This is a genomic window from Rhodanobacteraceae bacterium, from assembly GCA_016713135.1.
Lineage (GTDB): Bacteria > Pseudomonadota > Gammaproteobacteria > Xanthomonadales > SZUA-5 > JADKFD01.
Map to the genome: position 1 here is coordinate 18123 of JADJPR010000002.1, position 20948 is coordinate 39070.

Genomic DNA, 20948 nt, shown 5'->3' on the forward strand with positions numbered 1-20948 from the left:
ACAGCGCATGATCGCCATCGATGAGGGCTCCGGATGTCCGCATTGCGCGCCCTGTCCGTTTCGTCCTTATGATGACCCGATGAGAACCGCCCGCGCATGGTTGTATCCCTTGTTGGCAGTTGCCGTACTGGTGCTCGCTTGGGCCGGGCCGCTGGATCGCCTGGCCGGAGAGCAGGCAACCGCGGGGCTGAAGCGCGCGCTGGCCACCTTTGCCGCAGCGCGCGCGCTGAACGGGGTGATTTCGGTGGCCCAGGGCACCGAGGTGGCGGTGGAACCCGCGGGGGTAGGCGTCACCTTCGCCCCGGGCCAGGTGCTGGATCCGGTGAACGATCTGATCGAGCAGTTCTCCACCCTGATGCTCACTGCCAGCGTGTCCTTCGGTGTGCAGGGCGCACTGCTGGCGATCGGCGGACACTGGGCCCTGTCGGCGCTGCTGACGCTGGCACTGCTGCTGTGGCTGGCGCGGCGACCCTGGCTGCCCGGACAGCCCGTCGGGTGGGTCGGACGTGCCGTGCTGCTGCTGTTGCTGGTGCGCTTCGCGGTCCCGCTGGCGGCGCTCGGCAGCGACGCAGCCTTCCGCTGGTTCCTGGCGGAGCGTTACGAGCAGAGTCAGCAGGCCCTGGAACTGGGCAGCAGCGAGCTCGCGGAACTTGCCGCGCCGCCACAGCCGCCGCCAGCGACCGTCGCCGAGCGGGTGCAGCGCTGGTGGGCGGATGCGCGCGAAGCTGTAGACATCAGCGCCCGCCTGGACGCGCTGCGCGAAGCAGCCACGCGCGTGACCGAGCATGTGGTCGAGCTGATCGTGGTGTTCCTGCTGCAGACCCTGATCGTGCCGACCCTGCTGCTCTGGGCCATCTGGCGGGCCACGCTCGCGCTGCTGGCTGGCCGGGGCCACCCGGCCGCAGGAGAATCGTGAAGGATTGCACCGAAAAGCTGGAACATGGCGGCGGAGATGGGAGAAAGCGCCTTCAGTCGGGATCTCATTCTATGGCCCGGTTGCTCCGCGCACCGCAGGCCCCTGCACCGACCAGATTCGACAAGATGAGAGCATGTCAGCCCTTCTACGCGACCCCATGCGCCCGCGGCCGCCGACCCTGACGGCGGCCGAACTGGCCGAACGAAGCAGCCAGCGCGTGCGAACGCCGATGTTGCCGCGGGAGCTGTCGGATGCCGAGTTCGAGCTGTTCCGGCACACCGGCGCCCGTCGCGAACTGGACGCAGGCACACGCATATTTCGCCGCGGCGAACAGGGCCGCAGCATGTTCATCGTCGAGTCCGGGCAGATCCAGCTCGAGTTTGGCGACAGCATGCCCGACAAGCTGATCGGCCCGCGCGAGTTCTTCGGCGAACTCGCCCTGTTCATCGGCAACCATGCCCGGGTGGCCAGCGCCACCGCGCTGACTGCTGCCACCTTGCATGTCATCGAGTCCAGCGAGTTCGAGACTGTGCTTGAGCGTGAGCCTCGCCTGCTCGCGCAGTTCATGCGCCGCTCCTTCGCCTACCTGGTGGCCAGCGAGCAGCAACTGATCCAGGGGCTGAAGCGGCGCAACGAGGACCTGCTGGTAACCCTCGAATCGCTGCGCCAGACCCAGACCCAACTGGACACCGCCGAGCGCCTGAACCAGACCGACGAGCTGACCGGCATCTGCAATCGCCGGGGGCTTTACGCCTTCCTCGATGCGCTCGACGACCGGCGCATGCCGGACACGCTGCTCGGGCTGCTGGTGATCGACCTCGACCGCTTCAAGCAGGCCAACGACGGTTTCGGCCACCTCGCCGGCGACACCGTGCTGCGCGCCGTCGCGCGCGAAGTGGTCAATGCAGCTGCGCCCTGCGACCTGCCCTGCCGCCTGGGCGGCGACGAGTTCGCGCTGCTGCTGCAGGTGCGTGAGACGGATGAACTGGTGGCGCGCGCGCGTCAGCTGGTGATGGCAGTGCGCGCGCTGCGTTTCGCGGAGCCGCTGTCGAGCCTCACCGTCACGATCAGCGTCGGCGCCACCCATTGCGACGACGCCGACCAGTGGGCGCACTGGTATTCGGACGCAGATTCCGCTCTGTACGAGATCAAGGGCCAGGGCGGCGACGGCTACCAGGTGTTCCAGATCGACGCCTGAACCGCCTGCGCATTCAGGGCCCGGGGGATATGCTCTGCGCCCCTTCGCCGCAGGCCGCCCGCAAGCGGCGATCACGATCTTGTCCAGCGCCAGCCACACCACCCGCGCCCAACTGCAGATCCATTTCTGCGTCCTTCTGTGGGGCTTCACCGCGATCCTCGGCAAGCTGATCTCGTTGCCGGCGCTGGCGCTGGTGGTCTGGCGCATGTTGCTGGTCACCGCGGTGCTGGCGCTGGTACCGCGGGTCTGGCGCGGACTCTCGCGCCTGCCGCGGCGGACGCTGGCGATCTACGCCGGCATCGGCGTCGTCGTCGCGCTGCACTGGCTGACCTTCTACGGCTCGATCAAGCTCGCCAACGCCTCGGTGGCGGCGACCTGCATCGCGCTCGCACCGGTGTTCCTCGCGGTGGTCGAGCCGCTGGTGACCGGCAAGCGCTTCGAGCCGCGCGAACTCGCGCTCGGCATTGCGGTGGTGCCTGGCGTGGCGCTGGTGGTCGGCGGCGTGCCCGACGGCATGCGCCTGGGTGTGGCGGTCGGCGCGCTGTCGGCCTTCCTGGTGGCCATCTTCGGTGCGCTCAACAAGCGCTACATCGAGCATTCGGATCCGCTGACGGTGACCGCGCTGGAACTCGGCGCCGGCGCGCTGTTCCTGCTGGCCGTGGGCCTGGCCGTGCCCGCGCTCGGCGACCCGCTGCCGTTGCCTTCACCCAAGGACACCGGCCTGCTGCTGCTCCTCGCGCTCGCCTGCACCCTGCTTCCCTTCGCGCTGTCGCTGGTCGCCCTGCGCCAGCTCTCCGCCTACAGCGCGCAGCTGGCGATCAACCTCGAGCCGGTCTACGCCATCCTGCTGGCCATCCCGCTGCTCGGCGAGCAGCGCGAGCTGTCGCCGCAGTTCTACCTCGGCGTGGCCATCGTGCTGCTCGCCGTCATCGTCCATCCATGGCTGCGGCGGCGGGAGCCTCGGGCGGCGTGAAGGCATGCGTAGCCCGGGGTACGCGCGCCAGCGCGTTCCCCGGGTGGCTACCGCAGACACCCAGAGCGCTGCGCTTGCCACAACGGGCTACATTCTGCGGCATTGAAGTTTGGGCCCTTCGCGTGACTCGTCCGGGTCAAACCCGCCGCAACTACAGCGCGGCGACGGCAGCCTGCAGAAGGCCGCGCAGCACGGCCTGCGCCGGCGCGGCCAGGGTGGGATCGAAGCGCTCGGGATCGGTTTCGTCGAGGTAGCAGGCCTGGGCCATTTCCATCTGCACGGCGCTGATGCCCTGCCCCGGCTGGCCATAATGGCGGGTGATGTAGCCGCCCTTGAAGCGGCCGTCGACGATATGCGACACGCCGGCACGCTGCAGGCCGTCCGCCAGCACTGCGCGCACCGCCGGGGTGCAGCTCGCGCCTTCGGCGGTGCCGAGGTTGTAGTCCGGGAGGCGGCCATCGAAGAACATCGGGCAATGGCTGCGGATCGAATGGCCTTCCCAGAGCAGGGCGTGGCCATGTTCGGCGCGGAGCTGCGCCAGGGTCGCGGCGAGTCGGCCGTGGTAGGGCCGCCAGTAGCGTTCGACGCGCGCCGCGATGGCGGCGGCATCCGGCTCTTCGCCTTCGAGGTAGACCGGATCGCCGCTGAACATCACGCTCGGGCACAATCCGGTCTCGCGCCGGCCTGGATACAACGCAGCGCCATCGGGCGGTCGGTTCAAATCGACCACATAGCGCGACCAGCGTGGGCGCAGGAGGTGCGTGCCCATCTCCCGGGCGAAGTCGTAAAGGCGCGAAACCTGCCAGTCGCTGTCCGGCGAGCGTTGCGCGGCGGGCGTCATCCGCGGCGACAGATCGTCCGGGATCTCGCTGCCATCGTGCGGCAGGCTGACCAGCAGCGGGATGCGGCCGGGCCAGTAGCGGAAGTGCTCGCCGGGCTGCCAGGGTAACCACCAGGTGTCTTGCATCGATTCGGCCTGCGGTCAGTGGAATCGGGTGGGCGCGTAGGGCGCCGGGTCGATCTCCGGCTTGCGTCCGGTGAGCAGATCGGCAACCAGCAACCCGGTCGCCGCCGACATGCTCATGCCGAGCATGCCGTGGCCGGTGGCCAGCATCAGGTTCGCGATGCCCGGCGCGGCGCCGATGATCGGCAGGTCGTCGAAGGTCATCGGGCGCCAGCCGCACCATTCCTCCACCGTCGCCGTGCCGAAGGGCTCGACATCGACGTACTCGGCCGCGCCGCGCAACAGCGCATCCAGCCGCGTGCGGTCGAGCCGCGTGTCGTAGCCCGAGAATTCCATCGTGCTGCCGACCCGATAGCTCGCCTGCCAGGGCGTGATCGCCACGCTGCGCTCGCGGCAGACAATCGGCACGCCGGGCGCATTGCGCGGCCGCGGGCCGGTGATCGAATAGCCCTTGCCAGGCTGGACCGGCAGCCTCAGCCCGAGCTGGCGCGCCACCAGCGGGCTCCACGCGCCGAGCGCCATGATCACCTGGTCTCCCGCGTACTCGCCGCTCGCGGTCGCCACCGACACGATCCGTCCGTTCTCGCACCGCATGCCCTGCACGCCCGATTCCGGTCGGATCGTCACGCCCATCTCATCGACCCGGTTCGCCAGCCCGGCCACATAGGCATCCGGCTTGAACTCGGCGTCCATCGGCGTATCGAAGCCGCCGATCACTTCGGCGCGCAGGCAGGGCTCCCGAGCGCGCAACGCTGCACCGTCGAGATCGACCACCTGCATACCAACGGAACGCAGGGCGCGCGGCCACCATTCGAAGGCGGCGAGCGCGGCCGGATCGCGGAACACGGTCAGGTGGCCGCGCTCCTGGAACTCGCATGCGATGCCTTCGGAGCGGATCAACTCGGCCAGCAGCCGTCGCGACTGCAGCAGCAGGCGCGCCTTTCCGGCCAGCGCCAGTTCGAAATCCGCCCAATTGCAACGCCGCGCAAACTGCCACAACCAGCGCCAGAGCACCGGGTCGAAGCGCGGACGGATGTAGAAAGGCGCGTCACCCTGGACCATCCACGTCAATGCCTGACGCACCATGCCCGGCTTGGCCAGCGGCGGCGCGTGGCTGGGGGTGATCGTGCCGCAGTTGCCCCAGGAGGCGCCCGAGCCGACGTACGACTGGTCCAGGATGGTCACATCCCGACCCGCCTTGGCCAGAAAGTACGCGCACGACAGGCCAATCACGCCCGCGCCGAGGATCAGGACTTCGCTACGTTGGGTCATGGGGGCAGTTTAGGCGAAGAGGGTTGTGGGTTGTGGGTTGTGGGTTGTGAGTTGTGGGCAGCAAAGGCAAGAGCAGCCGCCGAGAGTGCAGGGACGCCAGCTGTGCCGCCCACAACCCAGAACCCACAACCCACAACCCGCTTTTGTGATGGAGTTGGCACCGAAAATGCATACCCCATCACGAGTCCCGCCTCCCCACGGGACTCGGATAGGCAACGACGGCCATGCGTTCGACTCCCCAAGAACTTGCATTTGCCCTGCGCTCCCCGAACTCGGGTCCGCTGGCAGCCGTCATCTGCGCCCTGGCCGATCTGTTCGAAGACCCCAGCTTCAACGAAGGCCACCGGGCGTTGCTCGGTCAATTGCTCGCCGGCGGGGAAATTCCCCAGTTCCTCGCCGAGCGGGCGACCGAGCGCCTCACGAGTTTTGCCAACTCGCTCGAAGACCTGCACGCGCGGGTCTGCAGCGACGCACCCAACCCCTTCGACGACCTCCCCAGCGTCGAAGCACCGCGGCTGCGTCGCGTCGTCTGACCACCACGGCGGCGGCCATCCCCAGGGCCGCCGCCGTTGTCCTCGCCTCCTTGAATTTCGCTGCGGCCTGGCATCACGCCGCGCACTGATGTGCGCAGCGGCGCCGTCGCGCGTTTGATACCGCAGCGAGGATGGAGAGCAGGCCATGTTGACGCTGCAGGTTTTCGTCTTCTGCTTCAGCGGGTTGCTGTTCCTTTGGATCGCCATTCGCCAGTGGTCGCTGAGCATGCGGGTACCGGGCTGGCGCTTGGCAGAGGCGGTCATCGAGCATTCCGCCGTAGTGGACTGCGACGACGGCCCGGAACCGCGGATCCACTATCGCTACACCATCGATGGCCAAACGCACGCGGGCGACGCGCTGTTTCCCGATGGGTTCACCGTCGGTGCCGGGCGCCGCTGGGCACGAGCCATCGTCCATCGATTCCCTCGCGGCGGCCGCGCCTGGGTGTTCGTCGATCCGACCGACCCGTCCAACTCGACCCTGGGCATGCCGCTGCCGCTCTGGGTGCACCTGCTGCTATGGGTCTTCGGCCTGGGCTGCCTGGTCGCAGCGGCCGCGATGGCGCACAGCGGCTGAGCCGCGCGCGGCTCAGGGGATTGCGAGGCTGCGCTCCGGATCGCCGGTGGCGCCGGTGCGCAGGTTCGGCGGCACGTGGCCGACGTCGCCAGCGGCAATCAGCTTCATGCTGCCGTCGGCTTCGATACGGAAGGTGGTCATGCTGACGTGGCCGAAAGACATCTCCAGCCAGGCCTCGGTGTCCACGCCGAGCGCGCGGGTGACCAGGTAGCGCGTGACATTGCCGTGGCAGACCATCAGATCCTGCTGCGGCTCGCCCTCGGCCGGCTTGAAATAGGCCGCGTAAAGCCGGTCGAGCTGCTTGGCGCAGGCCGCCAGGTCCTCTGGTTTCATCTCGGCAGTGATTTCCGTGCGCCGCGTCGGCGGGGTGCATTCGGCCAGGTCGTCCACCGTGGTCAGCGGCGCGCCCTCGAGGTCGTCGACGATCACCTTCGCCGTCTGCTGCGCGCGCGTCATCGGACTGACCAGCACGCGGTCGAATCCACCCGGCAATCCCGCCAGGCGCGCGCCCGCCAGCCGCGCTTGCGCCGTTCCGAGCACACTCAGCCCCGGCCCCAGTTTCGCGTCCGCCGAGGGATCCGGCAGGTAGTGGCCATGGCGCACCACGACAATGGTTCGCGGCGCAGGTTCGCCGGCCATCACCGGCAGACAGGGCAACATCGACGCCAGCAGCAGGAGGATGCGCATCACAGGGTTCCCGGCAGGATTCAGAAGCCGTGAATCTGCGCGCGGCAGTCGGTGGTGCGCAAGCCGGGCAGGCTCGTCGACCGGGGGCTCAGGCGGCGCGACGCAGGAACGTGCCGACGCGCGCCGCTCGGTCGAGGCCGGCCAAGAGATCGGACTTCAGGTCCGCGATGTCCTCGATGCCCACCGAAAGGCGCAACAGGCGGTCGCTGATGCCGGCCACGGCGCGTGCCTCCGGGGTCATCGAGGCATGCGTCATGGTCGCCGGGTGCGCGATCAGGCTCTCGACACCGCCGAGCGATTCGGCCAGCGAATAACAGCGCAGCCCGTCGAGCAGCGCGCGCACGGCCAGCTCGCCGCCGGCCAGCTCGAAGCTCAGCATGGCACCGAAGCCGCGCTGCTGGCGCGCGGCCAGGGCATGGCCGGGATCGCCCGCCAGCCCCGGGAAATGCACCCGTGCGACCGCCTCGTGCGCTGCCAGCGCGTGCGCCAGTTCGAAGGCGTTTTCGCCGTGCGCGCGCAGCCGCGCCGACAGCGTGCGCACGCCGCGCAGCGTGAGATATGCATCGAAAGGCGCGCCACCGAGGCCCAGGCAGTTGTTCCACCACGCCAGTTCATCGTGCACTGCGCGGTCGCGGCTGACGATTGCGCCGCCGACCACATCGCTGTGGCCGTTGATGTACTTGGTGGTCGAATGCAGCACCAGGTCGGCGCCGAGGTCGAGCGGTCGCTGCCACACGGGAGACAGGAAAGTGTTGTCGGCGAGCACCCGCGCGCCGTGGCGATGCGCCAACGTGGACAACGCGGCGATGTCGACCACCCGCAGCAGCGGGTTGCTTGGCGTTTCGATCCACAGCAGGTCGACCTTTTCCGCGAACGCGGCTTGCACTGCGCCAAGGTCGCCCTGGTCCACCAGTTTCAGCCGGAAGCGCCCGCGCTGCGCCAGGGTGTCGAACAGACGCCAGGTGCCGCCGTAGCAGTCGTGCGGCGCCACCAGCAGCCCGCCCTCGGGCACCAGCTGCAGCGCGAGCGTGACCGCGGCCATCCCGGTACAGGTCACCACCGCGCCAGCACCGCCTTCCAGTTCCGCCAGCGCGCCAGCGAGGGCATCGCGCGTGGGGTTGCCGCTACGGGTGTAGTCGTACTGGCGTGGCTGCGCATAGCCCTGGAAGCTGAAATTGCTCGACAGCACCAGCGGCGGGACGATCGCGCCGTGGGCGCGGTCGCTGTCGATGGCGGCGCGGACGGCGGTGGTGGTCTGGCTGCAGTGGCTCATGGCGGGACTCCGGCGGCGAGGGCGTGATCGGAATATAGACGTCTGGATGTCTGGACGTCTAGACGTCTTTTAGCGAGACGCGAGGCAAGCGTGCGCACGAGGGCCAGGAACGGATGTTCGCTGCGCCTCGCTGGTGGGCCGGAGCTGCGCCTTCGAAATCGCCGCCGGCATGATCTTCACACCCGGCCAGTGCATCGTTTGCGGCTACAGGTATCGCTGGATCTTCGCGGTGATGGCGGCGTATTCGACCTGACGGTGGAAAGCACACTGCCGCCTTCGACGGCCCGCAACGAGGTCCTCCGCGAGCGCGTCCAGCTCGGAAACAGTCCGCTCCGGCGCAGCCTGCGCCTCGCGGACGGCTTTCACATCGTTGTCTTGCGCCCGGTGGGCGGCACCCACCTGTTCCTGGCGCAGGTGGGCACGACGACGCTCGACGGCGGACCGGCGGCCTTCCTCGGTGGTGCTGTGGTGGGCGGCTACCTGAGCGGCGGCCTGAGCGGCTTCGCTGCGGTGTGCACGGACGACTCCAGTGCAGTGCATCTGCGCACCCTCGCGCGCAGCGCTCGCGGCGCGATCGGTGCCGGCGACCTGCGCCTGAGGTTGCTCGACGGCCACAGCGGCGCATTGCTGTACGACAGCGAGAACGCGCCCTGACCCCAGGCGGGCAGCCTGGCTAGTGTGGTGTTCCGTAATTAAGTTGAAGAAATTTCCGATGAATTTTGCGGCGAGGCAAGGCGAGAGGAGGGTGAAAGCCGGCGGCTTGCGCGGCATGCCGCGCGCCGAGCTTGAACGCCCGCAACTGGTTGCGGGCCGGAACCGGAGGTCATGGCAGGGCTATGGCGACGACGAACAACGACGCATTCGAGGCAAGAGGCGCGGAAACAATTCATCGAATCAATGGCAAGGGACACTAGAGTTCCGCCTTCGCCAGTGCCAGCTTCTCGGCGATTTCCTTCTGCCGCCCCTGGTCGGCCAGTTCGCGACCCGGGCGCGGGGGCGCCGCGGCCGCCTTTTCCAGCACCTTGACGGCTTCCTCGTAGCGGTCCTGTTCGATCAGGTAGTCGCCATAGAAGTAGTTGCTGTCGATGCCGTCCGGGTTGATCGCCAGCGCCTGTTTCAGCAGTTCCTCGGCCTTGTCGTCGTCGCCGAAGCCAACCGGCCATCCCGGCACCTGGTAGTACAGGCTGCCCAGGCTGGTGTAGGCCGAGCCCTGCAGCGCATTCGGATCGATCTTGAGCGCATCCTCGAAGGTCGCCCGCGCCTGCTTGCATAGCGAGAGCGCGCCCAGGCCACCCTTGGCGCCGGCCCAGGTCGACAGGATGATCCCCTTCCAGATCAGCGGCTCGGCGGCGCCGGCGTTCTTCTGAACCACGGCATCGGCTTCCTGGGCCAGGCGCTCGAACTCGGCCGCCTGCTTGTCTTCCGGGGTCTGGTACTTCACTTCCGCCCAGCGTTGCTGCAGCGGCGCCACGTCGTCCATCACCGCCGCGACCGCAGACCACGACAGGCCGCTAGCCAGCAATGCCACGAATACCGCATTCAATCGCTTCATCTTGGATCTCCGTCAGGATTTGCCATGGGCCGACGCGGCGTGCAGCCGGATCGTCGGCAACTTGCCCTGCATCGCCTTGTCGACCAGTGCCGGCAGCACCGCGTTGACACGCACGAATACCTTTTCCGCCAGTCCCATCTGCACCCGGCCGCGGGCCGCGCTCGAGCGCCTCGACGATCGCCGCTGCCACCGCCTCGGGCGGATCCTCGGCGACGTTCAGCGCGGCGTTCATCGCCCGCGCGGCGGCGCTGTTCATGCCGGTGCGCGTGCTGCGTGGCGACACCCACAGCAGGCGCGGCCCCTCGCTGCCGATCTCGCGCATGAGCGCCTCGGCGAAGGTGCGCAAGCCGCCCTTGGCCGCGCCATATGCGGCGAAGCCCGGGTGGCCGATCTGCCCCAGGGTGGATCCGATCAGCACCAGCGCGCCCTGCCCGTGCGGTGCCAGGCGCGGCAGCAGTGCGTGGGTCAGCAACATTGGCGCCACCAGATCGGTCGCGATCAGGCTCTCGATTTCGCTGGCGCGCATCTGCTCGAACAGGCCGAAATGCCCACCCGCGGCGTTCAGCACGGCGACGTCGCTGCCGCCACCCTCGCAGGCGAACTCGACCAGCGCAGCGCGACCGGCGGGCGTCGAGAGGTCCGCCAACAAGGAGTGCGTTCCCGACGGCAAGGTCTTGAGCAGCGTCTCCATGCGCTGCGGATCGCGGCCATGCACGCGCAGGCGCGCGCCGCGGTCAGCGGCGAGGCGCGCCAAGGCGCCCCCGATGCCTCCGGTGGCGCCGGTGATCAGCATGGTACGTCCCTTGAGGTTCATGCGGCCTCCGCAAGCGCTGGCGGCGCCAGCCGGATGCACTCGAATACTTGGCCGTAAAGCGCATAGAACATGCGCGCGGCGTGGATCACGGCGGCGCGGTCCGCCGGATCTTCCAGGCGGTCCATCAAGCCCTCGTAGAAGCCGATGTGCTGCTGGTCGAGTTGCCCGTGGCTGGTCAGGTAGCGCAGCGCGCGCGCATCCAGGCCGAGGTGCTGCTTGAGCGCCGCAGCAGCGTTCAGCGCCAGCGCCGTGCTGGTGCCTTCGAGCACCAGCACCATGCCGAAGAAGCCTGCGGGATGGACCCGGGCGATGGTGTCGTAGGCGTAGGCCACCATCAGCTCGGTGGCCGCCGACGGCTGGCCGCTGCGCACCGACTCGGCATCGCCGCCGCAGGCGCGGATGTCGTCGAGGATCCACTCGTCGTGGCCGATCTCCTCTTCGATGTATTCGGCGACCGCCGCGCGCAGCCAGCCCAGGCGCTCGGGCAGGCGCGCGCCGCAGGCCATCAGCAGCGGCACGGTGTGCTTGACGTGGTGGTAGGCCTCGCCGAGGAAACGCCGGTATTCAGGCAGCGTGACCCGCCCGGCGAGGGTGTCGCGGATGATCGGCAGCGCCTGCAGGCGCGCCCGTTCGGCGGAGGTGGCGGCGATCAGTTCGTTGAAGAAGCCCATGGTGGTCTCGTCATAGCGCGGTTGAATAAAGCGAATCGATGGCATCGGCATGGCGCGCGAGGACCGCGTCGCGGCGCACCCGGCCGTTGCTGGTGAGCATCTGGTTGGCCGGCGTGAACGGCTCGGCCGCGCGCACGTGGCGGCTCACGCGGGCGTAGTCCGGCAGGCCGCGGTTGACCTCGTCGATGGCCGCCTGCAGCTGGTCGGCGCTGGCATCGGCGCGGCGCGGCACCACCACCGCGCAGTTCCACGCGCGCGCCTCGCCCTGGACCACCGCCTGGGCGATCAGCGGGTGCTGCGTAAGCTCGCTCTCGACCCATTCCGGTGAGACATTGCGGCCGAAGGCGGTGATGAAGACATTGCGCCGGCGCCCGCTGATCGACACATGGCCGTCCGCATCGATGGCCCCGAGATCGCCGGTGCGATAGCTGCCGACCGGCGGCTGCGCGTCTCCGAGGTAACCGAGGAAACTCGGCCCGTCGACCAGGATCTCGCCATCGGCGTCCACCGAAACCCGCGCATGCCCGAGGGCGCGGCCGACCGTGCCGGCGCGTGAAGCGCCCGGCCGGTTGAGGCAGACCACCGAGCCGCATTCGCTCAAGCCATAACCTTCGAAAACCGGCAGCCCGCGTGCCTGCGCGGCGGCCAACAACTGGCTGCCAACCCGCGCACCGCCGACCGCAACGAAGCGCAGGCTGTCCGGCGCACGTGCACCCGCCATCAGCGCGCCGGCCCAGGCCTGCAGCATCTGCGGCACCAGGATCAGGCTCTCGGGGCGGTGGCTGTCGATGCACGCGGCAAGGCGCATCGAGTCCAGTTGCGCGGCACCAGTCAGCCCGGTGTCGGCGAGCGGCGGCAGCAGCACCGCAGCGCCTGCCAGCAGCGCCGCGTACACCCCGGCGACTTGCTCCAGCAGCACCGACAGCGGCAGCACGGCCAAGTGCCGGCGCGGCGTGTGGCCCGCCAGCGCATCGACGATGGCGGCAGATACGCCGTCCAGGTGCTCGGCCGACAGACACACTCCCTTGGGCGCGCCGGTGCTGCCGGAGGTGTAGGTGATCAACGTGGTGGCCGCCGGCATCGCCGAGCGGGTATCGACCGCGATGGGGTTCAGCGCCAGGCCGCCGTCCGGGCGCGGCAGCACGTGAGTATCCGCGCCTGCGCTGCGCTGGGCATGCGCGAGCTGCGCCGCGGTGAAGAATCCGGGCAGCGGCAGATGGACCGCGCCGATCCGGCGCAGTGCCAGGTCCAGCGCCACCGCTTCGCCACCGTTGTCGAGTGTGCTCGACACCCGCTGGGCGCCCGCGGCCACCAGTTGGTCGGCGAGCTGCTGCACCCGCGACCACAACCGCGCCGCGGACCAGTCGCCGGTACGATCGACCAGCAGCGTGGCTGCGGGCGTGATTGCTGCGCGCGCGCGCAGGTGGTCGAGCACGCTCAACGCCGCGGCTCCATCAGGCGCTGGCCGAGTTGCAGCGGGCCGCCGACCACCCAGGGATCGGTTTCGTAGTAACTGCCCCAGTCGGCCATGGCGGCGCCCAGGCGCTCGCCGCTGGCGGGCGCCAACGGCAGGGGGCGCACCTGCATGCGTTCGAACATCTGGCGCAGGGTGGACGTGGCGGCGAACACCGCCCATTCGATGGCGTGTTCGTGCATCCAGCAGGCCAGCAGCGGGAACAGCCGGCGGCCGATACCGTGGCCGGTGCCGCAGAGGTGACCGATCTCGCAGACGCGCTCGCGGTCGACGTCGCGGTTGAAGCGCGCTGCGAGTAGCGATTCCACCGGCGCGTCCAGGTACTGCTCGACGAACAAAGGACGTTCGTCACCGCGCCGCAGTCCTGCGGCCGCCTCGAGTTCACCGTCGGCGCCCAGCAGCGCAAACAGTTGCGGCATGAAGCGGCGCACGCGCGCGCCGTAGGCGGTGCGGTAACGCTCGGCGATGAAGGCTTCGAGCTCGGCCCGCCGCGGGTGGTTGCGGCCCACCGCCATCAGCTGCGGCATGCCGATCCCGGCCAGCTTCTCCGCCCGGCACGCCCGTGGGAGTTCGAACCCGGCTCCATCCATGCTGCACCTCCGGCTGACTGCATGGAAGCGATACTGGGAAGGCGCGCTTAAGCCTGACTTAGGCAGTCGTTAGCGCAGGGCTAATTGCGCGTGAAGCCAGGGTTAACCCTTGGGGGTATCCGGCGCGTTCCGCGCCCCATTCTTTCGCCAGGCTGAATCGCCGTCGCGACGATCATTAGAGCAGCGCTGCTGGCGGTGCCCCCGCCCTTCGGGCAGAATGCGCGCCCTTGCGCCCCGATGGCCCTGCGACCTCAAGAATGTCCAAAGAAGACCATATCGAAATGGAAGGCACGGTCCTGGAGACCCTGCCCAACACCATGTTCCGCGTGCAGCTCGAGAACGGGCATGTGATCACCGCCCATATTTCCGGGCGCATGCGCAAGAACTACATCCGCATCCTCACCGGCGACAAGGTCAAGGTGGAGATGACGCCCTACGACCTGAGCAAGGGTCGCATCACCTTCCGCCAGAAGTAAGTCCCGGGCAGTTGGGCGGTGCGGAGGTCGGGCACGCAGCCCGACCTGTATCCGCCCGCTGATCGCCTCAGGCTGTCGCCGCGTCCGCCGGTTCCGCAGCCGCCGCTTCCGAACGCACGCTCAGGCTGTCGCCTTCGGCCGCCACGTTGACCCGGCCGCCGCCGACCAGCGCGCCGAACAGCAACTCATCGGCGAGCTTGCGCTTGATGTGCTCCTGGATCACGCGCGCCATCGGACGCGCACCCATCAGCGGATCGAAGCCCTTGTCGGCCAGCCAGGCGCGCGCAGTTTCGTCCACGTGCAGGGTGACGTGCTTGTCCGCGAGCTGCGATTCCAGTTCGATGACGAACTTGTCGACCACCCGCAGGATGGTCGCGCGGTCGAGCGCGGCGAACTGGATGATCGCATCCAGGCGGTTGCGGAATTCCGGGCTGAAGCCGCGACGGATCACTTCCATTGCATCGGTGGAGTGATCCTGCTCGACGAAGCCCATGCTGCGACGCGAAGCCTGAGCGGCGCCGGCATTGGTCGTCATCACCATCACCACGTTGCGGAAGTTCGCCTCGCGGCCATTGGTGTCGGTCAGCACGCCGCGGTCCATCACCTGCAGCAGCAGGTTGAACACATCCGGGTGCGCCTTCTCGATCTCGTCCAGCAGCAGCACTGCGTGCGGGTGCTTGGTCACCGCCTCGGTCAGCAGGCCGCCCTGGTCGAAACCGACGTAGCCCGGAGGCGCGCCGACCAGGCGCGACACGGTGTGCGCCTCCATGTACTCGGACATGTCGAAGCGGATCAGCTCGATGCCCAGAATCATCGCCAGCTGGCGCGTGACCTCGGTCTTGCCGACACCGGTCGGTCCGGCAAACAGGAAGCAGCCGATCGGCTTGCTCGGATCGCCCAGGCCCGAACGCGACATCTTGATCGCCGCGGTCAGCACGTCGATCGCCTCTTCCTGGCCGAACACGACCATCTTGAGGTTGCGCTCGAGGTTGCGCAGCACGTCCTTGTCGGACGCGGACACATGCTTGGCCGGGATGCGCGCCATCTTGGCGACGATGTACTCGACTTCCTCGGTGTCGATCACGCGCTTGCGCTTGTCCTCGGCGAGCAACTGTTGGCGCGCGCCAGCCTCGTCGATGACGTCGATCGCCTTGTCCGGCAGGAAGCGGTCGTGGATGTGCTTGACCGACAGGTCCACTGCGGCCTTCAGGGCCTCGGCGGCGTACTCGACCTTGTGATGTTCCTCGAAACGCGTCTTCAGCCCGCGCAGGATCTCGATGGTGTCGGCGATGGTCGGCTCGACCACATCGATCTTCTGGAAGCGACGGGTCAGCGCGCGGTCTTTCTCGAAAATGCCGCGGAATTCCTGGAAAGTGGTCGAACCGATGCAACGCATCTCGCCCGAACCCAGCAGCGGCTTGATCAGGTTGCTCGCATCCATCACGCCACCGGAGGCCGAACCGGCGCCGATGATGGTGTGGATCTCGTCGATGAACAGGATCGCCTTCGGGATGCGCTTGAGCTCGGCCATGACCTGCTTCAGGCGCTTCTCGAAGTCGCCACGGTATTTGGTGCCGGCGACCAGCGCGCCGAGGTCGAGCGCGAAGATCACCGCGTCCTTGAGCACCTCGGGGACATCATTGTCGACGATGCGCTTGGCCAGTCCCTCGGCCAGCGCGGTCTTGCCGACGCCGGCCTCGCCGACGTACAGCGGATTGTTCTTGCGCCGGCGGCAGAGCACCTGGATGGTGCGCTCGATCTCGTCCGCACGCCCGATCAGCGGGTCGATCCGCCCCGCGCGCGCCTGGTCGTTGAGGTTGCTGGCATAGGCCTGCAGCGCACTCTGCTTCTCCGCATCGGCGCCGCCCTCGCCCTCGCTGCGCTCGGCGTTCGCATCGCGCACCGGATCCTGCGGGATCTTGGCGATGCCGTGCGAGATGTAGTTGACCACGTCCAGCCGCGTGATGTCCTGCTTCTGCAGCAGGTAGGCGGCGTGGCTGTCCTTCTCGCCGAAGATCGCCACCAGCACGTTGGCGCCGGTCACTTCCTTCTTGCCCGAGGACTGCACGTGGTAGACCGCGCGCTGCAGCACGCGCTGGAAGCCGAGCGTCGGCTGGGTGTCGCGCTCGTCGTCAGCGGGCAGCATCGGCACCGTCTCCTCGATGATCGAACGGGTCTCATCCGACAGCTTCTTGAGATCGGCACCGCAGGCTTTCAGCACCTGGGCGGCGGAGGGGTTCTCGATCAGCGCCAGCAGCAAGTGCTCGACGGTCATGAATTCATGCCGTTTCGCGCGTGCTTCCTTGTAGCTCTGGCTGATGGTCAGTTCCAGGTCCTTGCTGAACATGGACTTCCTTTCCTCCTGCGGCATGACGCCTGACTGTTTCTACCACATGGCCCCGCCCACCGACGAAATCAAGCGTGACGGATTTGGCGATAGTCAGCGGGAACTCACGTCCCTGTCGCCAGCATTCAGGCTTCCTCCATCGCGCACATCAGCGGATGCTGGTGAGCACGCGAGAAGGCGTTGACCTGGGCCACCTTGGTATCTGCCACGTCGCGCGTGAAAACGCCGCAGATGCCCTTGCCCTGGGTATGCACATGCAACATCACGCGGGTGGCGTTCTCGCGCGACATCGCGAAGAAGGTCTCCAGCACGATCACGACGAACTCCATCGGCGTGTAGTCGTCGTTGAGCAGCACCACCTTGAACATCGGCGGTTTCTTCAGCTCCGGGCGCGACTCCTGGACGACGACGTCCTGGTCTTCACGCGGGTCGTTTCGGGTCTCCTCGCTCATGGCTCCGGATTGCACTGTCGGCGGCTACATACGATGCTGCGAAGTATATCGGGCCGCGCCATCGCCGGACCGTGCATCCGACCATCGGAATACCCTTGCCTGCATGACCCCCGAAATCCGCCTGCCGCGATTGACCGTGGCCGCCATCGTCCCGGATGGCGCGCGCTACCTGCTGGTCGAGGAGACCATCGACGGCCGCGCCGTGCTCAACCAGCCCGCCGGACACCTGGATCCGGGCGAGAGCCTGATCGACGCCGTCATTCGCGAAACTCGCGAGGAAACCGCCTGGGCGGTGCGCCCCTTGGGCCTGGTCGGCGTCTACCAATTAGTCCTCCCGCACGTGCACTTCGTGCGCATGACTTTCCTCTGCGAAACCCTCGGCCACGACCCGACGCAAGCGCTCGACACCGAGATCGTGCGCACCCACTGGCTGACCCGCGACGAGATTGCCGCCCACGCCGTCCCCCAGCGCAGCCCGCTGGTTCTGCGCTGCATCGACGACCACCGGGCCGGCCGCATGTGGCCGCTGGAGCAGATTGCGGACGTGGTGCGGCCGTGAGCATGGTGGGCGGGGTTCGGATCGTCGGTTGCCGGGGGACTCGAGTCCGGTTGTTGGTTGTTGGTTGTGGCTTGTTGGCAGCAACAGCCGGTCAGCCGACGGCCTGTGGGAGCGGACTCCGTCCGCGATCTTTCCTGCGGCCGCCAACAAGATCGCGGGCAAAGCCCGCTCCCACCAGAGCGACGGCGTGCCGGCTTTGCTGCCCACAACCCACAACCCACAACCAAGAACCGGGCACGGGCTTCAGCGAAGCCCGCCAACACCCCCAGACGCCGCAGCCATGAAAGTCCTCGTCGGTTTGTGCGGCGGCGTCGACTCCTCGGTCACCGCCTTGTTGCTCCAGCGCGCCGGGCACACCGTCGGCGGGCTGTTCATGAAGAACTGGGAGGAGGACGACGTTGATGGCGTGTGCCCGGCGGAGTCGGACGCCAATGACGCCCGGGCAATCGCGGCCCTGCTCGGGATCCCGTTCTACGGGCGCAACTTCGCCGCCGAGTACTGGGACGGGGTGTTCGAGCACTTCCTGTCCGAACTGAAGACCGGGCGCACGCCGAATCCGGACATCCTGTGCAACCGCGAGGTCAAGTTCCGCACCTTCGTCGAGCACGCCCAGGACCTGGGCTATGAGCGTATCGCCACCGGCCACTACGCGCGCTTGCGGCGCCAGGACGGTCGGATGGAACTGCTGCGCGGGGTCGACGCCGGCAAGGACCAGAGCTATTTCCTGCACGCACTGGACCAGGCGCAACTCAGTGTCGCCGATTTTCCGGTCGGCCACCTGTGGAAACGGGAGGTGCGGGAGATCGCCACCGAGGCCGTCCTGCCGACCTCCGCCAAGCGCGACTCGACCGGCATCTGCTTCATCGGCGAGCGAAATTTCGACCCCTTCATCGCGCGCTACATCGCGCCCAACCCGGGGCCGATGCGCACGCCGGAGGGCGAACTCCTGGGCGAGCATCGCGGGCTGCAGTTCTACACCCTGGGCCAGCGCGGCGGCCTCAACATCGGGGGGCATCGCGGCGGCAGCGGCGAGCCCTGGTTCGTCGCGGCGAAATCGGTACCGGACAACACCCTCATCGTGGTCCAGGGCGAGCACCCGGCGCTGTTTGGCCAGCGCCTGCGCAGCGAAGCGATCAACTGGATTGCGGGCACAGCGCCGGCCTCCGCCTTCGACTGCACCGCCAAGATCCGCTACCGCCAGCAGGACCAGGCCTGCCACGTGCGTCTGCGCAGCGATGGCGGCGTCGACGTCGAATTCGCCGAGCGCCAGCGCGCGATCACCCCCGGCCAATCGATCGTGTTCTACAGCGGCGAAGTGTGCCTGGGCGGCGGCGTCATCGCCGCCAGCGACGCTCTCCTCGGCGGGCTGTAGTCGTCGCGCGCCCCGTGGGCCTATTCAACGCGGAGACGCAGAGGACACGGAGAAAAGCCAAGCCAATCAATGTGCTCGGTGGCTCTTGCTTTCTCTGCGTCTCTGCGTCATCCAGGCCAGCTTTCGACGCCGAGACACGGAGAAAAGCATGCCGATAAAGCATTCCGGCTTTCGCTCTTCTCCACGTCCTCCGCGTCTCCGCGTTGAACAGAGCTCAGGAAGCGATCAGTCAGCCCAGAGATCGGCGAGCCCCAGCGGGACGGCCTCGAAGGGCTCGATGGCGGCAGTCTCGTCGCCGCCATGGGTGGCCAGCAGCAACCAGCGCGCACCTTCGAGGCGATAGGATTCCAGCGTCTGCGCGATCGGGTCCACGAGCCAGAGGTTGGGAAGTCCATGCGACGCATACAGGCGCATCTTGATCTGGCGATCGATGCGCGCGGTCGAGGGCGACAGCACCTCGCTGGCCCAGTCGGGCACCAGATCGAACCACGCGGCATCGGGCAGCTTCGGCAGCCGCTCGCGCCGCCAACCGGCGATGTCCGGCACGATCACATCACGCCCCAGGTGCAGTTCCGGCTCGATCAGGATGATCCAGCCACCCGGGCCGCCGTGGCCGCGGTCGAAGGGATCGTCGATCCGCCCCAGCAGCCGACCCGCGGACCTTGCATGCCGCGGCGCCGGCCGCGGATGCGTGTGCAGCACGCCATCGAGAATCTCAGCCACCAGATGCTCCGGCGTGCTGAGGACATCCTCGTAGGTAGCGAATTTGGGGACGCTGCTCATGCGGCCATTGTGCACCGAACCAACGTTCGATCGCACGCGGGGAGGTCATTCAACGCGGAGACGCGGAGGACGCGGAGAAAAGCCAAGCTGATCAACGAGCTCAGTAGCTTTTGCTCTCTCCGCGCCTCTGCGTCAAACAGCTCGGCTTTGGACGCAAAGACACTGAGAAGAGCATTCAGCAGAGTGCTCTCGGGCTTTTGCCCTTCTCCGCGTCCTCTGCGTCTCCGCGTTTAACCGGGCTCACAAGCGGAACTTGTCGCCCAGATACACCTCGCGCACCTTGGGATGCGCCAGGATCTGCTGCGGGCTGCCTTCGGCGAGGACCTGGCCGGCGTTGAGTACGTAGGCGCGGTCGCAGATGTCGAGGGTTTCGCGCACGTTGTGGTCCGTGATCAGCACGCCAATGCCGCGCTCGCGCAAATGCGCGATGGCTTCCTGGATCTCGCCGACGGAGATCGGGTCGACGCCGGCAAAGGGCTCGTCGAGCATGATGAAGCGCGGCTTGGCGGCCAGCGCGCGGGCGATCTCGACGCGCCGGCGCTCGCCGCCGGACAGGCTCTGGCCGAGCTGGCCGCGCAGATGGGTGACCTGCAGTTCCTCCAGCAGCGATTCGAGCACCACGGTGCGCCCGCGCCGGGTCAGGTCCTTGCGCATCTCCAGCACCGCGAGCAGGTTGTCCTCGACGGTGAGCCGGCGGAACACGCTGGGTTCCTGCGGCAGGTAGCCGATGCCGAGACGCGCACGATCGGACATCGACAGCGGCGTGATGTCGCGGCCGTCGAGTTCGATGCGCCCGCGGTCGGCGGCGATCATGCCGACGATCATGTAGAAACAAGTGGTCTTGCCGGCGCCATTCGGCCCCAGCAGGCCGACGACTTCGCCCACGCTCAGGTGGCAGGACACACCGCGCACGACCTCGCGGCCGCGGTAGCGCTTGCTCAGGCTTTCGACCAGCAGCATCGGGCCGGATCAGCCCTGCGGCGCGGTGGCGGGCGCATCGGCCGGCTTCGGCGGCTTGGGCGGGATCACCAGTTGCACGCCGCCGCCGACGCCTTCGCCGGCGGCCAGCCGGCCGGTCTTCACCGAATAGGTCACGCGCTCGGAGCGCAAGGTGCCCTGCGGGCGCTCCAGCACCACGTCGCCGCGCAACTCCACCGATTCCTCAGCGAGCAGGTAGTCGATCGTCGCTGCGCGCGCGTTCAATTCGCCGCCGCCATCCATCGATTGCTTCAGCGTGGCCGGGCTGCCGGTCAGCAACGCGCGTTTGACCTCGCCCTTTTCCTGGGTCACGTCGGCACGCGCGGCGTTCACCACCAGGCTGCCCTGGGTGATGCGCACATTGCCGGTGAGCACCGTGGTGTTGGTGTCCATGCCCGACTCGAAACGGTCGGAATTGATCTGCATCGGCTGCTGGCGGTCCGCCTCCAGCGCCAGCGCCGGCGTCGCCAGCACGGCGAACATCCAG

General features: G+C 68.0%; 23 protein-coding genes. 9 read left to right on the plus strand and 14 right to left on the minus strand.

Features of this window, described 5'->3' with window-relative positions:
• The first annotated feature begins 79 nt into the window (after positions 1-79).
• From IPK27_02305 to IPK27_02315, 3 genes are all read left to right on the plus strand, one after another.
• Positions 80-916, plus strand: coding sequence for a hypothetical protein (locus IPK27_02305; GenBank protein MBK8066485.1), 837 nt, complete (start codon positions 80-82; stop codon positions 914-916).
• 133 nt (positions 917-1049) lie between these two features.
• A complete protein-coding gene (locus IPK27_02310; protein MBK8066486.1) occupies positions 1050-2114 on the plus strand; it encodes a GGDEF domain-containing protein in 1065 nt (354 codons plus the stop codon).
• Between the two features lie 79 nt (positions 2115-2193).
• Complete coding sequence (locus IPK27_02315; protein ID MBK8066487.1) at positions 2194-3087, plus strand: EamA family transporter; 894 nt, start codon at positions 2194-2196, stop codon at positions 3085-3087.
• 151 nt (positions 3088-3238) lie between these two features.
• Here the strand turns inward: IPK27_02315 and hutG are convergent, their stop codons facing one another.
• Together hutG and IPK27_02325 are read right to left on the minus strand one after the other, a co-directional pair.
• Positions 3239-4054: an N-formylglutamate deformylase gene (gene hutG / locus IPK27_02320; protein MBK8066488.1), complete on the minus strand. Its 816-nt coding sequence runs from the start codon at positions 4052-4054 to the stop codon at positions 3239-3241.
• Positions 4055-4069: 15 nt separating this feature from the next.
• Complete coding sequence (locus IPK27_02325; protein MBK8066489.1) at positions 4070-5323, minus strand: FAD-dependent oxidoreductase; 1254 nt, start codon at positions 5321-5323, stop codon at positions 4070-4072.
• 224 nt (positions 5324-5547) lie between these two features.
• Here IPK27_02325 and IPK27_02330 point away from each other — a divergent pair, with 224 nt between their 5' ends.
• The gene (locus tag IPK27_02330) at positions 5548-5856 is read left to right on the plus strand and encodes a hypothetical protein (protein ID MBK8066490.1); all 309 of its coding nucleotides are present in this window, start codon (positions 5548-5550) and stop codon (positions 5854-5856) included.
• A 145-nt stretch (positions 5857-6001) separates the two neighbouring features.
• Positions 6002-6433 (plus strand): DUF3592 domain-containing protein, encoded by a 432-nt coding sequence (locus tag IPK27_02335; protein MBK8066491.1) that lies wholly within the window; start codon positions 6002-6004, stop codon positions 6431-6433.
• Positions 6434-6445: 12 nt separating this feature from the next.
• On the opposite strand, the gene IPK27_02340 is transcribed toward IPK27_02335, so the two are convergent.
• The gene (locus IPK27_02340; GenBank protein ID MBK8066492.1) at positions 6446-7120 is read right to left on the minus strand and encodes a histidine phosphatase family protein; all 675 of its coding nucleotides are present in this window, start codon (positions 7118-7120) and stop codon (positions 6446-6448) included.
• Positions 7121-7208: 88 nt separating this feature from the next.
• On the minus strand, positions 7209-8393 hold the full coding sequence (metB, locus tag IPK27_02345; protein ID MBK8066493.1) for a cystathionine gamma-synthase: 1185 nt from the start codon (positions 8391-8393) through the stop codon (positions 7209-7211).
• A gap of 189 nt (positions 8394-8582) precedes the next feature.
• Between metB and IPK27_02350 the strand changes: the two genes are divergently transcribed.
• On the plus strand, positions 8583-9047 hold the full coding sequence (locus tag IPK27_02350; GenBank protein MBK8066494.1) for a hypothetical protein: 465 nt from the start codon (positions 8583-8585) through the stop codon (positions 9045-9047).
• A gap of 256 nt (positions 9048-9303) precedes the next feature.
• On the opposite strand, the gene IPK27_02355 is transcribed toward IPK27_02350, so the two are convergent.
• From IPK27_02355 to IPK27_02375, 5 genes are read right to left on the minus strand one after another with little or no spacing between them, the layout of a single operon-like run.
• Positions 9304-9945: a tetratricopeptide repeat protein gene (locus IPK27_02355; protein MBK8066495.1), complete on the minus strand. Its 642-nt coding sequence runs from the start codon at positions 9943-9945 to the stop codon at positions 9304-9306.
• Complete coding sequence (locus IPK27_02360) at positions 9905-10759, minus strand: SDR family NAD(P)-dependent oxidoreductase (protein MBK8066496.1); 855 nt, start codon at positions 10757-10759, stop codon at positions 9905-9907. The genes IPK27_02355 and IPK27_02360 overlap by 41 nt, the downstream gene beginning before the upstream one ends.
• Entirely contained in the window at positions 10756-11430 is a 675-nt protein-coding gene (locus IPK27_02365; GenBank protein ID MBK8066497.1) for an iron-containing redox enzyme family protein, read from the minus strand. The genes IPK27_02360 and IPK27_02365 overlap by 4 nt, the downstream gene beginning before the upstream one ends.
• Positions 11431-11440: 10 nt before the next feature.
• Entirely contained in the window at positions 11441-12835 is a 1395-nt protein-coding gene (locus IPK27_02370; protein MBK8066498.1) for an AMP-binding protein, read from the minus strand.
• Positions 12836-12867: 32 nt separating this feature from the next.
• Entirely contained in the window at positions 12868-13494 is a 627-nt protein-coding gene (locus IPK27_02375) for a thermostable hemolysin (protein MBK8066499.1), read from the minus strand.
• A gap of 257 nt (positions 13495-13751) precedes the next feature.
• Here IPK27_02375 and infA point away from each other — a divergent pair, with 257 nt between their 5' ends.
• Positions 13752-13970 carry a translation initiation factor IF-1 gene (infA, locus tag IPK27_02380; protein ID MBK8066500.1) on the plus strand — a complete coding sequence of 73 codons (219 nt, stop codon included), beginning with the start codon at positions 13752-13754 and terminating at the stop codon, positions 13968-13970.
• 67 nt (positions 13971-14037) lie between these two features.
• Here infA and clpA read toward each other — a convergent pair whose 3' ends face one another.
• Entirely contained in the window at positions 14038-16317 is a 2280-nt protein-coding gene (gene clpA / locus IPK27_02385) for an ATP-dependent Clp protease ATP-binding subunit ClpA (protein MBK8066501.1), read from the minus strand.
• A gap of 125 nt (positions 16318-16442) precedes the next feature.
• On the minus strand, positions 16443-16769 hold the full coding sequence (gene clpS, locus IPK27_02390; protein MBK8066502.1) for an ATP-dependent Clp protease adapter ClpS: 327 nt from the start codon (positions 16767-16769) through the stop codon (positions 16443-16445).
• A 103-nt stretch (positions 16770-16872) separates the two neighbouring features.
• Here clpS and IPK27_02395 point away from each other — a divergent pair, with 103 nt between their 5' ends.
• Positions 16873-17328: an NUDIX hydrolase gene (locus IPK27_02395; protein ID MBK8066503.1), complete on the plus strand. Its 456-nt coding sequence runs from the start codon at positions 16873-16875 to the stop codon at positions 17326-17328.
• Positions 17329-17608: 280 nt separating this feature from the next.
• Positions 17609-18700 carry a tRNA 2-thiouridine(34) synthase MnmA gene (gene mnmA / locus IPK27_02400; protein ID MBK8066504.1) on the plus strand — a complete coding sequence of 364 codons (1092 nt, stop codon included), beginning with the start codon at positions 17609-17611 and terminating at the stop codon, positions 18698-18700.
• Between the two features lie 225 nt (positions 18701-18925).
• On the opposite strand, the gene IPK27_02405 is transcribed toward mnmA, so the two are convergent.
• From IPK27_02405 to lptA, 3 genes are all read right to left on the minus strand, one after another.
• Positions 18926-19483: a Uma2 family endonuclease gene (locus IPK27_02405; GenBank protein MBK8066505.1), complete on the minus strand. Its 558-nt coding sequence runs from the start codon at positions 19481-19483 to the stop codon at positions 18926-18928.
• Between the two features lie 240 nt (positions 19484-19723).
• Positions 19724-20443 (minus strand): LPS export ABC transporter ATP-binding protein, encoded by a 720-nt coding sequence (gene lptB, locus IPK27_02410; GenBank protein MBK8066506.1) that lies wholly within the window; start codon positions 20441-20443, stop codon positions 19724-19726.
• A 9-nt stretch (positions 20444-20452) separates the two neighbouring features.
• Positions 20453-20944, minus strand: coding sequence for a lipopolysaccharide transport periplasmic protein LptA (lptA, locus tag IPK27_02415; GenBank protein MBK8066507.1), 492 nt, complete (start codon positions 20942-20944; stop codon positions 20453-20455).
• Positions 20945-20948: the final 4 nt, after the last annotated feature.